An 11,895-nucleotide genomic window follows, 5' to 3' on the forward strand; every position below is an offset into this window, starting at 1 on the left:
ATCGGGAGCCTCGTCTCATCCGCCACCGCTTTGCGCGTACCCATCGTGACCAGCGTCGTCACGATGGAAAGGGCTCATCATGACAGGAATGTCAGGGAAGGTTCGTTTGATGGTTTTAGCTGAGATTTCCACTTCCTCAGCGGAAGCGCCAAGGTGGAATGGTTCGTCCTGGACATAGAAGGCAGCGACCTTTGTGAGGTACGGCCTGACTATGTCGGCCAGACGGTCCCAGCGTTCCTGATAATTAGGGTAGAGGTCACAGGTCGGGCTGTTCTCGGTGTTACAGCCTTTGAAAAACTCGTGACCGGTGTAGATCACACACGACTGAGGTGCACAGGCGTCGAGGACCTCCGGGGCATAACGCGCAAAGTCACTGATGTTAACCCAGCTCGAATTAGACCGGCCGCGCACTTCCGGCACATGGTTACCGATATTCTCGGTGATCCGGGCCGCATAGTAGCCGAAGTGACGCAGCCAGGGAATCCTCACCGTGTCCGACGACAGGCCGACCGCGGAAAGGTCCAGGTCGTCGAATGTCGTGGTCATACTGTCATTCGCCAGATAAGCTCCCAGGTGGAGCCAGCTGGAGTGAGGAAAAGGCCGGCTCAGACCGACCTCCACCGTGGTGGAATTGACGGTGACATTGACCTCGGATTCGCCCGGAACGGATGTCACGCCGATGCGGAAACGGCCGTTCGCGTCCGGGACCGCCCGCTCCTCGGGCTCCTCGATCATCTGGCCGTGGTCGAAGATCTGGATTCCGCCGTTCGACCTGACCACGACTGCCAGAGCGTTGTTCGCATCGGAGACGTATCCAGAGCCTGTGTTGTCTCGAGCGAGCACCATGGATGCCCAGCTCCCGCTCTGCTCCTCCCCGACGACGGGGTCGGTGGACACTTGGGCGATCACCCTCCCGTCCGGGCCCGGCAGGACGGGAGCCTCCAGACGCACCGCCGAGTGTCCGAGCCAGAGCGACAGCCTGTCCGGAAATCGGGAATGGCCCACTTGCGAGTACCAGGGCCGCGGTTCGGGCGCCGGATACCAGACACCGGAGACGCGCTGATAGGGAACCGTGTGCGGAGAGCCTAACTGCCGCGAGGCAAGATTGTCGTTGAGCCCGTAGGTCGGATCGTTGTCCACGGCTCCGTTGAAGTTGTCATGAAAACCCAGCCGCGTATCCGCCTCGGCATCACTGTGCGGGAGGCCGACCATCGCTGTGGCAGCCAGCATCATTAACGCGATACCGGCTCGCCAGCCTTGGACGAACATCGATAAATCTTTTCCTTACGGTGACATGAGGATCGAAAAGGACAGGTAAAAGCCCGGTAATGACAGAGCGAGACCTCGGCGTCGAGCCGTATAAGCACAGATGGTCATAGCGGCGACACTGTCCGACAGCTCACAAAAAGACACGCGGCGCCGCGTACCGCCCCCACTCCGCGACAATAAGGAAGAATGCCATATCCCCTGGCTTCCTGCCACATAATGCCGATGACGCACCGCAGCGAATCTCACAATTGGCAGACTGCTGCACTCACAGAAAAGGACGTATTGGCGGTCAGGGTCTCAGTCCGCCTCAAAAATGACATGGCAGGGACCTGGAAACACCTCTGGGCCGCGTTTCACAGCTCTGGTCGGAGCCACTCGTTGATCGCCATGACGTGGAGTGCGGCCTGGTGACGCACGGCGATTTTTCGTACCGAACAGCCGCAGCCCGGTGGCATTCGAGCCGGTCGACGCCGCACTCCACCGCGTGAAAGCCGCCGGTAGATATGAGGGTCAGCGGTCGACCGCCCTTTGAGCCCTTCCGCGGAAGGTCATGCCTCAGATCCCCCGCAGAGGTCAACGAACACTCAGCCGGCCGAAGCGGCGCGTCGCGGCCCGAGCAGCGAACCCTTCTGACACACGGCCTGGAGACCGTTTCCGCGCACGCGCGCCCGCCCTCGCTACCCGACGGTCTGCCGGTCAGGTGTGGTGAAGGTCAGGTGGGCCGGATCCAGCGCCCGCAGGAAGTCCGAGGCGTCGAAGAGCTCTCCGGCGGCGGCCACCCCGACCCTGCGGGCCCGGCCATCGAGAATCCGTACGGCCGCCTCCACCACGATGGGTGCGGTGACCGCGTAGATGTCACGGCCAGACGCCGTCGCGCGGCGCTGCTCACCAGCCCGGCGCGCGACCACGTCGACGAGAAAGGTCTGTGCCGAGCGTCCGTCGGCGTCCACCGCCGTGGGCGGGGGCGTCTCGGGATCGCTCAGGTCGCGCAGGGGCGCCTGGTTGATGAGGACGCGGATCTCCGGTACCCGCAGGTGGCGGGAGGCGGTGACCTGGTCGGCCGTGGAGAGCTCGGTGACCTCCTGGAGGCCAGCGGCGGCGGGAACCGCCAGGTGCCCGTCCGCGGCGGGCCCGTGGGCGGGGTGAGCCTGTCACCGGTGAAGACCAGGTGCCGGCCGGCGTTGCGCCGCACGGTCTTACGGGTTCCCTCCGTCGGCCGCCAGCTGTCGAGCGCGATCGCGATCGTGATGTCGTCCGCGTCCGGCCAGTCGTCCATCGCCGCGCCGGCCAGCAAATCGCCCAGCCCGCCGTAGAACGCCATCGACGGGGCGACCACCACCCCGGCGTCGCGTGCCTGGCTGGCACACCGCTGGAACGTCTCCAAGGTGACGGCCTGCCCCGCGGCCACGTCCAGGTAGGGGATGCCGGCGCGCAGCGCCGCGTCGACGACGGGGGGCACGGTGTCGGCGAAGGGACCGGCGCAGTTGATGACCGCCGCCGCGCCTGACAGCGCGTGATCTAGGGAAGCGGGATCCTCGACGGACGCGACCCAGACCTGTGCTCCGGGGTGGGCCTGGGCGGCGGAGCGCAGCCTGGCCGCGTCCCTGCCGACCAGGATGGGAGTGCGGCCGCGCCGGCGCAGTTCGCCAAGGACGAAGGCGGCGGTGTGTCCGTAGGCTCCGAAGACCGCGATCGCCTGATGTCGTCTGTTCATGCAATCATGATCACGACCGTGGGTGCCGATCACGAGTGGCTGAAACGACGAGATGCGTACACTTTCGGACGTGAAGTCTGTGGTGCTGGCGCTCTACGACGGGGCCATGCTGTTCGGGGCCGCCGCGGCCTGCGAGGTGTTCGGCGTCGACCGCGGCCTGGCCGATCCGTGGTACGACTTCCGCGTCTGTGGCCCGCGCCAGGCCCGGCTCGGCGGCTGGCTGCGCATCGACACACCCCACGGGCTCGACGCCATCGCGGACGCGGACACCGTCATCGTCCCGGCCTGCGGCGACGTCGAGGCCGACCTGCCTGCCGACCTGGTGGACGCCGTACGCGCGGCCCATGACCGCGGCGCCCGGCTCGTGTCACTGTGCACCGGGGCGTTCGTGCTGGCCGCCGCCGGAGTGCTGGACGGCCGCCGCGCCACCACGCACTGGGAGCACACCGCCGTGCTCGCGGCCCGCCATCCCCGCGTCCAGGTCGACCCGGGCGTCCTCTACGTCGACGAGGGAAGCGTGCTGACCTCGGCCGGCAAGGCCGCCGGGATGGACCTGTGCCTGCACATCGTCACCACCGACTACGGCGCGGCGATCGCCAACGAGCTGGCCCGCCGCCTGGTGGTCCCCGCCCAGCGCGCCGGCGGGCAGGCCCAGTTCGTCGCCGTCCCGGCAGCCGCCGACGCCGGCCACGCGCTCGCCGCACTGCTGCACTGGGCGATCGGGCGGCTGCACCAGCCGCTGACCGTGCCCGACCTGGCCCGCCAGGCGAACATGAGCACCCGCAACCTGACCCGGCACTTCACCGCCGCCACCGGCATCACCCCCCTGCGCTGGCTGCACACCCAGCGCATCCACCGCGCCCAGGAACTCCTCGAAACCACCGACGACAGCATCGAGCACATCGCCGCCCGCACCGGCATGGGCACCGCGGCCACCCTGCGCCGGCACTTCCACCGCGCCCTCGGCGTGCCCCCGGACACCTACCGGCGCACCTTCCTCAACCACCGCACCCCACCACGACAACCCGACGGACCGCCTGTGGACGGCACGGGCCCGGAGGCGACGGCGCGGCCGAGCGGACGCGGCTGACCACCCGCTTCCGAGCCCGGGCCCCGTCCGCCCTGTACGGAGATCCTCGGCGACGCGATACCCACCTTGGCGATAGTTGCGCGTCGTCCTTCGCCCCGTATCGTCCCCACCAGTGATCCCGGCCGCGTGAGGAAGGATCGGCATGACCGACGACGTGGTGCGACGCGTTTTCCAGACAGTCGACTCGTTCGACCCCGACGAGTTCGTACGGTTGCTGGCCGAGGACGCCACGCTGGTGTTCGGCAACGCCGAGCCGATGACGGGACGTGAGGCCATCGCCACCGGGTTGCGGGCGTTCTTCTCCACCATCGGCGGCCTGCGGCACCGGATCGTCAGGAACTGGCAGGTGGACGCCGACATCATCGCCGAGACCGAGGTGACCTACCGGCGGCTCGACGGCAAGGACGCAAGCGTCGTGGCCGTGTCGATCTGGCGCACCCGCGACGACGGCCTGATCACGGACTACCGCATATTCGTCGGCCTCGCCCCCGTCTACATGGTCTGACCGCGTGTTCGAGTAGTGATCATGTAGTGCGGCGAGCAGCGGTCTTCCGGCTTCTCAGCCGGTGGCGGACGGATACCGGGACGCCGCGAGGTCCTCGGCGAGATCCTCCAGCGTGAGGTCGGCGTTCAGCGCGGTGACCACCGCCCGCGTCAGCGGACGCAGGGCATAGACGTGCCGTACCGCGTCGAGGTCCACGGGAACCTCGTAATAGCCCTCGGCGAACCCCCGGAACGCCTCCGCGGACGGCTCGACGAGCAGCCCGAACAGGTACGCCGCTCCGTCGGGATCACTCCCACCGTCCGGATATTCGATCTCACCCGCCCGCCAGCGGTCGTCGCCGGCCTCGCGCCACAGGCAGGCGGTCACGACCGGCATGCCGTCCTTGTCGCAGAACGCGGGCTCTTCGACGCAGTGGCGAAAGACCTCGGGGACCGAGTCGAGCACCCCCGGCCACGGCCCGTCGTCGCCGTACGGACTCATCACCGCCTCGTGGTCGAAACCGCGGATGTACGCACCCGCCGCCGAGAAGACGATGGAGTACTCGTCTCCCGAGCCGTCGCGCATCGAGGCCATCTCCTCCCCCGGGCTCCAGCTCGCGTCGAAGGAGTGGTAACGGCTCTCCCAGCCCGGGCTCAGGACGGCCTCCAGCACCGCCATGGACCGGCACAGGTCACGGAGCGCGGAGACACCGGGCAGCAGACGGGCCACATCGTGAGCAGTCATACGCCCATCCAATCGAACGCCGGTGACAGAATCGTCCCGGGTTTCGGAAAGATCTTGATGTGCCCTGAGAGAGACCCATGTCGAGATCACCACAGGTCGGGAACCTGGCGGCTCGGAACATCGAGATCCGATCCGTCATGATGACCGACCTGCGGTGATCTTCCAGCAGGCTTTCCGAGCCGAGGACCACCGACCTGTGCGGCGGATGGGAGCTTGCTATTCGTCAGGCAGCAGGTACCGCCAGGAGAGCACGAAGAGCGTCCCCGAACCGGTCTTGAAGAGTGACCGGCCGTGGTCCTGCCCGGCAGGCACCGCCTTGGTGATCGCGCTCACCGCCGCCCCCTCGACGTCCTTCTGCCAAACCGGGTCCACCACGCCCGAAGGCTCCGGGACCCCCGCGGGCCACGGCGCCGGCTTGCCCTCCGCCGACGCGGCCCCTTCGGCGACCATCCGGACGCGGGTGGCGACGTAGTCGGTGCCCGCGGCGGCGGCCCTGGTCGCCAAGCCCTCCATCAGCTTCTTCGCGTCCGAGAGCTCCTTCGGGTAGAAGCCCGCGACCTGGTCCAGGGCCGGGGCCCGGACCTCCAGCATCTTTCCGTCCTTCCCCCGTACCCCGAGGACGGTGGTCGGCACGTCCGTCACCATCGGCGCCCCCGGCCTGGGCGTCGCGGTCGGCGGTTGCCCGGTCAGGTACGTCTCCATCGACGCGACCGTCTCGGCCGCCTCGGCATCGGTGAGCCTCAGCTGCCTGCTCGCGTCAACGATCACCAGGCCGTCGCTGTACAACACCACTCTCGGCGGACGCAGCACGTTCGTGGTCGCTGTCACGAACCCGCCTTCGGCGCCCCACAGGGCGACCGGCTTCGCCGGCCCGTCGTCGGCGGAGGTCGCCGACATATCCGATTCCGCTCCTCCGCAGGCCGCAGCCAGGGACAACAACGCCACGAGCAGGACAATCCTTAGTCTCATGCCCCAAGAACGTACGTTTCCCTCAGGTGGTTCAGCCGGTGTCGTTCGAGGTCAGAGGCGGATCCACAGGCAAGGACGATCGCCGGCTCGGCATAGGCGTGTGACCGCCTCCTCGACCGCGGGCGGAACAACGCCGAGCAGGCTGAGGAGCTCGGTGCGGGCGGCGGGGTGGTCGGGGTGGTCGTGACGCAGTTCTTCTTCCAGTTCCTCGGCCGAATGACCGCCGAGCAGGTCGCACCGGTAGGGGTACGCGGCGATCAGGGCGAGTGCCTCCACCAGGTCGGCGGCCATCCCGGTGGCATGGCCCTCGGAATCGGCGTACAGAACCGGACGCGCGGTGCCGGGCGTTCCACACAGGAAGTAGGTGCCGCCGCCACCGTCTCCGGCAATCGGCGCCAGGGGCAGTCCGGAGGCAGTCTCAGTTCCTCGACGGGGTCACGCCGCTCGATGTCGAAGTCACCAGGCCAGACCAGCAAGGCGGCCAGCTTCGGAGTGGTCTCGATCCGATGAAGGAGATCGTTCGCTGCGGTCATGGCGGGACATTAGCGTGGTCGAACACCATGGAATACCGGCGCTTCGGCAAGGGCGAACAGCGACGGAACAAGAACATCATCATCTACCGGGCGGCCACGATTGATCGGCCCGTAGATTCATCGGGCGTAGGCGTCCCAAATCCTTGGAGAACTCACGCTCGCCGATCTCGTACGGAACGAACTCGTCGAGATCCAACTGAGCGTAGGTCAGGCCGCCGTACCGGTCCTCGTCGTGCTTCGCGTCATAAGCGATCACCGTGCCGTCGGCGTAAGCCTCGACCTGCACATGGGCGTACCCTTCATCGTCGAGCGCCAGATAGAACGTGGACGTTCCCCAGCTCGCGTACTCATCTCCCCGGTCCTCGTCCCACCCTCGCCGGAAGTACCTCATCATCTCCCCCAACGGCCTCACCTCCGCGAGGAACGCGGAGGCGGGAGCGAGTAGCCCGACCAATGAAATGTGATCTTGTCATAGGCCACTTGGCGGATACCGGAACCTCCGGTGGCTGCTGGAGTCACGGATCGGACCGGTCGCGGAGGCCGACTTTCTTCAGTCCATCGTGGACGGCGAGCTGGCCATGGAGCCACTGACCACCGTTGACATCGCCAGGATGAAAGTCCTGGTCGTGAAGTACGCGAACTTCCCTCTGGGGGCGGTGGACGCCGCCGTGATCGCAGTCGCGGAAAGACTGGGCGTCCAGGAAATCGCCACCATCGACCACTGTCACTTCGGAGCGGTGCGGAACGTGCAAGGCGGGCACTTCACACTGCTGCCGTAAGCCGGTGCAGGATTCATGACGCGCACCCCACCGACCATGGATCCACATTCGCGGTCTCACCGACAGATCGACGGTGTCGGTGAAACCGACCAAACTCAGTCGGCCGTTAGAACATCGAGATCTGATCCGTCATGACGACTGACCTGCGGTGATCTTCTAGAAGGTGTTCTGAGCTGGGCTTTTGGCTTTCGCTGGTTCTCACCGTTTCGTGCTGCTTCTCGTGCTCATGTGCCCTGGATGTGCCCTGCGTTCTTGGGTCTGGAGAGCTTCGGCTGTGCGAAAACCACTCGATCATGAGACTGAGCGATGGCTACGTTGGCGAGCATCTCGCATCACCTGTTGCTGCCTTCGGTGCTCTCACGGAGCAGGGACGGAACAAGACAGGAGACCGTTCTGTGGCGATTCCCAAGAAGGGCTCCAGGATGATCAGCGTCGACGGTACGGCCTATCGCCGGCGGATCCGCCACAAGCCCACGTACTCTCAGGCAAACAGCTGGGGATCACTGACCTACGCGGTGGAGCTGGCTGAGGGGCAAGGGCGGGTTCTCCTGGCGGAGCTCCCCTGCTCCCGACCGGACGCCTGGTTCGGGGAGCGAACGATGACCGTACGACCGGCTCTCGTGGCGGCGACCATACGGAGGGCCCTTGACCACGGCTGGGAACCCTCACAAGCAGGCAGCGCCTTCACTCTCAATCTCACCGAGGGTGATCTGAGCGACGTGATGAACGGTCATCCACCCTCTCAGAGAGTCCCCTTCAGGCCCGTCTGGCCGATTTAAAAGACGTCCGCTTTAGTCTCCAATCTCCCCTGGCGGAGGAGGCCGTTCGGGCCTGAAAATCGGGGTGGTTGCTCGCTGACGTCGTCTCTCCTTGGTCGTTCAGGCCGTGCTTTAGTCGGACGCTGGGAGCCGCGCCCTTGTTGCGGTCGGCCGTTCCATCCTGGTCATCATCTGGCACCTGCTATCCGACCCTGAGGCGCACTTCATCGATCTGGGCGCCGACTTCTGTGTCCGGCGCACCAACCCCGACCGCAAGAAGCGCAACCACATTCGCGAGCTCGAAGCCCTCGGCTACCGCGTCACCCTCGAACCCGCCGCCTGACCATTACCGCCCGCATGACCCGCTCCGCATCACCACTGAGGTTCGCTGCCGCGTGCCTGGCGAATGTCCGATTTTCGGATCAGGAGAGCGATCGCTCACCCGGCAAGACACCTGCTCTGACCTGCGAGAATCTCTCGATCAACGATCGCCAGGAACATGATCGTTCCGTAACCTCTCCGGGGCCGGTGATCGTTCGCAGCCGGTCTGATCACTCCTGCTTGGAATCCGTGGCTGTGGGATCGCTCTGAGGGGAGGCACTTCGAAGCTCCTCGATCAGCGGCCAGAACGGGCTCTCCTCGTCAACCTCGACGCGCTGATCCTTGTCGATGATCTTCGCATTCGACGTGCCGTCTTCCCCGGCCGGCGTGGTGACTGATCGCCTCGCCTTCTCCAGATCGTCACGGTCGGTCATATGGACTCCGGCTGTGAGCACCAAAGCGACGCTCAGCACGAACGCCAGCCAGGAGCACCATGCTCATCCAGGCCCGAATCAGCGGATCCTTCGTGATCACCTGTCTCCTCCATCATGTCAGGGGCCGGGCCGGTCACGACGTGGCGTCCTCCCAGTGCGGGGTATGCGATTCGATGTCCTGCGGCACGCGAATCCGCCCGTTCACGAGAATGAGTGGCGCGATCTCAGCACTCACATGAAAGCGCAGGTAGCCGACGAAGGATTCGACACCGCCGGCATGCGCGCCGGCCGAGCACCGGCCGAGCCAGTCCAGCAGTGTCCGGAGCCGGTAGAAGTCGTCGGGATGGAGTTCCTGGCGTACCGTCAGCGCCCAGCCGTCCGATCGCTCTCGCGCGACCAGCTCGGCGACGAGCGCGCCCCCCACCCACCAGGCAGCGCCGCGCTGCGCGAACACGGGCTCCGCCTCCGCGTCTTCCCACCCGCAATCGGGGTCCTCGGGATCACCGAGTGGATAGGTCTCCACGTATCCGTCAGTGCCGATCGGCAGCCGCTCAGGTCGTGGCCCCTGCCCCACATGCCATCGCAGCTCGGCGAGCTCGTCGTCGGTCACGTCAGCACGAATGTCCACCGACAGCACGAGTTCGTAGATGTCCTCTATCGGCACACCATGCCGTCGCGACGCCCTGGGAGATCATTATGTGAGGAGTTCCTACAGGACGTGACCGTCGCGGTCGGCCTGTGGTTTCTGATCTTCGGCAGGGTTCAAAGATCCACAAAAGCCCTCCCCTGACCGTCCCCCTTGGGTCAGACCTCCACAGTACGAGGGCAGGACCACCCCGGACCTCGACCGTGATCGGCTCGGTCAGGATCGCGGAAAGGCCGGTGATGTCTCCGATCGCGTGGGACACCTCCTCATCAGTTGTCCCGTCGCCCCGGGTAACCAGCTGTACCAGTCGGCCTTTGCGGTAACGGGCGGCCAGGGCCACGCCATCGAGCTTGGGTTCCACCGCCCAGGCGGTCACCGCACGCCCACCCAGGAGGCGCTCCAGCGACGTGGGCGAACATTCGCGGGTACTCATGAATCTGCCGACCGGCGGTGTAACCGAACGTATACCCCCTATGGTCATCGACGATGGCCCGAGCGGCTAGGAGTCGTAGAGGTCCGTCTCGCTCAGGACCGGGCTGCCGTCGTCGGAGCGTCGCAGGCGGGCCGCGGAACCGAACATGGGTCCGCGAGCGCGCTGGATCCCAGCGAATCGTCCGAACCCGAGCGGCTTGGGCACGTCGTCGTAGACGGCCTCCATGCCACCCTTGACCGAGTACGTCTCGTGCCAGAAACCGGTGCCGCCCGAGTCCCGCAGGAAGTCCAGCCACCACTGTCGATGCGGCTCGGACCGGGCGAAGTCGAGCAGCGAGGGCAGGTCCCGCCAGTACTGGCGCATCCCCATGTTCATCGGGAAGAACGAGTAGTACACGGGCTCGTGCAGCAGCAGCCCGTCCGGCTTGCCCGCGACCGACTCACTGATCTTCCGGCCGAAGCTGAAGAAGGTCCGGATCCCGTACAGGCGGTTCACCCGCATGCCGAGGTACATGACGATGAGGTCTGGATAGGCGGACAGATCGACGGTCTGCCGGTTCACTCGGGTTGGCATCCGATGCTCCTTATGGCTCGGCTTACGCATGGGCTGGTGTGGAGGCAGGTCATGTGCCGGCGTGGGCGGGTCGTCGCCGTCGGCCGCTCGGGATGCAGGCGAGCGCAGAAGGCCCGACAGCCGGTGGACACGGACGGGCGTGTCCACCGGACCTCCCGCGGGCCTTCCGCTCAGCCGCCGACGGCCGCCTTCTTGATCAGCTCGGTGACGGCCTCCGGCTGGGAAATGTAGATGGCGTGGCTGCCGGCGACTTCCGCCACGGTGGCGCCCGCGCGCTCGGACATGGCCCGCTGAGCCGGTGGCGGGATCATCCGGTCCTCGGTGGCGACCATGTACCAGCTGGGCTTGGTGCGCCAGGCGGCTTCGGTGATGGTGCCGCCGAGTGCGCCGACCCCCCACGGCACCTGCGAGTCGGCGAGGAACTCGGCCTGCGCGGCCGGCAGGTCGCCTGCGAAGGCGGTGTGGAACTTGTCCCGGTCGAGAAAGAGGAACCCGTCGACTGGAGGCAGGATCGGCGCCACCGGCGCGCCCGGCGGCGGGTCGGCGATGAGCATGTTCACGGACTCGCCCTTGTCGGGCACGAACGCGGCGACGTAGACCAGCGCCGACACCTGGGGGTGGTTCCCGGCCTCGCTGATGACCGCGCCACCGTAGGAGTGTCCGACGAGCACGGTGGGACCGTCCTGGCGGTCCAGGATTAGCCGGGTGGCCTCGGCGTCTCCGTCCAGCGACAGCGTGGGATTCTGGACGACGCTGACCCGATAGCCGTCCCGCTTGAGCAGGTCATGGACGGGCTGCCAGCCCGACCCGTCAGCGAAAGCGCCGTGTACGAGCACGACGTTGACTGCGATGGAACCCATGATGTTTCCTCCTTGACAGCGCTATTTCGGTGAAACTAGCTGGCGTCACTGGACGACCAGTGAATATTTAGTTGATCGACGCCACGGACGATCGTTGAGGGGCTCGCATCAGCTTCGCCGTAGAACGGCCGGTGGTCGCGGACGGCGACGTGCCGGATGGATTACGCCATGCCTTCGCGTGACGGGGCTACGCCATGGTCTTCCCGACCGGCGAGTCCAGCTCGACCGCGGCCGGTCCGGAGGAGACCGGGGTACATCGGTCTACGGCTCCAGGACTGTCGGCTACCG

Annotated in this window: 15 protein-coding genes; 3 read left to right on the plus strand and 12 right to left on the minus strand. The window is 66.4% G+C overall.

The window, feature by feature from the left end; all coding sequences use genetic code 11:
• Window positions 1–15: 15 nt before the first annotated feature.
• From ACSDR0_RS09460 to ACSDR0_RS09470, 3 genes are all read right to left on the minus strand, one after another.
• Window positions 16–1,269 (minus strand): hypothetical protein, encoded by a 1,254-nt coding sequence (locus ACSDR0_RS09460; RefSeq protein ID WP_435288381.1) that lies wholly within the window; start codon window positions 1,267–1,269, stop codon window positions 16–18.
• 677 nt (window positions 1,270–1,946) lie between these two features.
• Window positions 1,947–2,219, minus strand: coding sequence for a hypothetical protein (locus tag ACSDR0_RS09465; RefSeq protein WP_435288382.1), 273 nt, complete (start codon window positions 2,217–2,219; stop codon window positions 1,947–1,949).
• Window positions 2,220–2,248: 29 nt separating this feature from the next.
• Window positions 2,249–2,983, minus strand: a complete 735-nt coding sequence (locus ACSDR0_RS09470) for a saccharopine dehydrogenase NADP-binding domain-containing protein (protein ID WP_435288383.1) — start codon at window positions 2,981–2,983, stop codon at window positions 2,249–2,251.
• A 70-nt stretch (window positions 2,984–3,053) separates the two neighbouring features.
• Here ACSDR0_RS09470 and ACSDR0_RS09475 point away from each other — a divergent pair, with 70 nt between their 5' ends.
• Window positions 3,054–4,073, plus strand: a complete 1,020-nt coding sequence (locus ACSDR0_RS09475; RefSeq protein ID WP_435288384.1) for a helix-turn-helix domain-containing protein — start codon at window positions 3,054–3,056, stop codon at window positions 4,071–4,073.
• A gap of 142 nt (window positions 4,074–4,215) precedes the next feature.
• Entirely contained in the window at window positions 4,216–4,578 is a 363-nt protein-coding gene (locus tag ACSDR0_RS09480) for a nuclear transport factor 2 family protein (RefSeq protein WP_435288385.1), read from the plus strand.
• 54 nt (window positions 4,579–4,632) lie between these two features.
• On the opposite strand, the gene ACSDR0_RS09485 is transcribed toward ACSDR0_RS09480, so the two are convergent.
• The 4 genes from ACSDR0_RS09485 to ACSDR0_RS09500 form a co-directional block, all read right to left on the minus strand.
• Entirely contained in the window at window positions 4,633–5,301 is a 669-nt protein-coding gene (locus ACSDR0_RS09485) for a hypothetical protein (RefSeq protein ID WP_435288386.1), read from the minus strand.
• A 216-nt stretch (window positions 5,302–5,517) separates the two neighbouring features.
• Window positions 5,518–6,270 carry a hypothetical protein gene (locus ACSDR0_RS09490; protein ID WP_435288387.1) on the minus strand — a complete coding sequence of 251 codons (753 nt, stop codon included), beginning with the start codon at window positions 6,268–6,270 and terminating at the stop codon, window positions 5,518–5,520.
• Window positions 6,271–6,321: 51 nt separating this feature from the next.
• Window positions 6,322–6,561 carry a hypothetical protein gene (locus ACSDR0_RS09495; RefSeq protein ID WP_435288388.1) on the minus strand — a complete coding sequence of 80 codons (240 nt, stop codon included), beginning with the start codon at window positions 6,559–6,561 and terminating at the stop codon, window positions 6,322–6,324.
• 321 nt (window positions 6,562–6,882) lie between these two features.
• Window positions 6,883–7,206: a hypothetical protein gene (locus ACSDR0_RS09500; RefSeq protein ID WP_435288389.1), complete on the minus strand. Its 324-nt coding sequence runs from the start codon at window positions 7,204–7,206 to the stop codon at window positions 6,883–6,885.
• A 157-nt stretch (window positions 7,207–7,363) separates the two neighbouring features.
• On the opposite strand from ACSDR0_RS09500, the gene ACSDR0_RS09505 reads away from it, so the two are divergent.
• A complete protein-coding gene (locus tag ACSDR0_RS09505; protein ID WP_435288390.1) occupies window positions 7,364–7,582 on the plus strand; it encodes a hypothetical protein in 219 nt (72 codons plus the stop codon).
• Between the two features lie 1,309 nt (window positions 7,583–8,891).
• Here the strand turns inward: ACSDR0_RS09505 and ACSDR0_RS09510 are convergent.
• The 5 genes from ACSDR0_RS09510 to ACSDR0_RS09530 form a co-directional block, all read right to left on the minus strand.
• Window positions 8,892–9,095 carry a hypothetical protein gene (locus tag ACSDR0_RS09510; RefSeq protein WP_435288391.1) on the minus strand — a complete coding sequence of 68 codons (204 nt, stop codon included), beginning with the start codon at window positions 9,093–9,095 and terminating at the stop codon, window positions 8,892–8,894.
• Window positions 9,096–9,228: 133 nt separating this feature from the next.
• Window positions 9,229–9,759: a hypothetical protein gene (locus tag ACSDR0_RS09515; RefSeq protein WP_435288592.1), complete on the minus strand. Its 531-nt coding sequence runs from the start codon at window positions 9,757–9,759 to the stop codon at window positions 9,229–9,231.
• Complete coding sequence (locus tag ACSDR0_RS09520; protein WP_435288392.1) at window positions 9,707–10,222, minus strand: hypothetical protein; 516 nt, start codon at window positions 10,220–10,222, stop codon at window positions 9,707–9,709. Before ACSDR0_RS09520 ends, ACSDR0_RS09515 begins: the two co-directional genes overlap by 53 nt.
• A gap of 18 nt (window positions 10,223–10,240) precedes the next feature.
• A complete protein-coding gene (locus ACSDR0_RS09525) occupies window positions 10,241–10,747 on the minus strand; it encodes a monooxygenase family protein (protein WP_435288393.1) in 507 nt (168 codons plus the stop codon).
• A 170-nt stretch (window positions 10,748–10,917) separates the two neighbouring features.
• Window positions 10,918–11,607, minus strand: coding sequence for an alpha/beta fold hydrolase (locus ACSDR0_RS09530; protein WP_435288394.1), 690 nt, complete (start codon window positions 11,605–11,607; stop codon window positions 10,918–10,920).
• Window positions 11,608–11,895: the final 288 nt, after the last annotated feature.

Source organism: Streptosporangium sp. G11, from assembly GCF_051192615.1.
Lineage (GTDB): Bacteria > Actinomycetota > Actinomycetes > Streptosporangiales > Streptosporangiaceae > Streptosporangium.

Coding starts and splice junctions, on each gene's coding strand:
- ACSDR0_RS09520 (WP_435288392.1), bottom strand. CDS start 10,222: ATGACCATAGGGGGTATACGTTCGGTTACACCGCCGGTCGGCAGATTC.
- ACSDR0_RS09525 (WP_435288393.1), bottom strand. CDS start 10,747: ATGCCAACCCGAGTGAACCGGCAGACCGTCGATCTGTCCGCCTATCCA.
- ACSDR0_RS09480 (WP_435288385.1), top strand. CDS start 4,216: ATGACCGACGACGTGGTGCGACGCGTTTTCCAGACAGTCGACTCGTTC.
- ACSDR0_RS09490 (WP_435288387.1), bottom strand. CDS start 6,270: ATGAGACTAAGGATTGTCCTGCTCGTGGCGTTGTTGTCCCTGGCTGCG.
- ACSDR0_RS09485 (WP_435288386.1), bottom strand. CDS start 5,301: ATGACTGCTCACGATGTGGCCCGTCTGCTGCCCGGTGTCTCCGCGCTC.
- ACSDR0_RS09510 (WP_435288391.1), bottom strand. CDS start 9,095: ATGACCGACCGTGACGATCTGGAGAAGGCGAGGCGATCAGTCACCACG.
- ACSDR0_RS09530 (WP_435288394.1), bottom strand. CDS start 11,607: ATGGGTTCCATCGCAGTCAACGTCGTGCTCGTACACGGCGCTTTCGCT.
- ACSDR0_RS09495 (WP_435288388.1), bottom strand. CDS start 6,561: ATGGCCGCCGACCTGGTGGAGGCACTCGCCCTGATCGCCGCGTACCCC.
- ACSDR0_RS09470 (WP_435288383.1), bottom strand. CDS start 2,983: ATGAACAGACGACATCAGGCGATCGCGGTCTTCGGAGCCTACGGACAC.
- ACSDR0_RS09460 (WP_435288381.1), bottom strand. CDS start 1,269: ATGTTCGTCCAAGGCTGGCGAGCCGGTATCGCGTTAATGATGCTGGCT.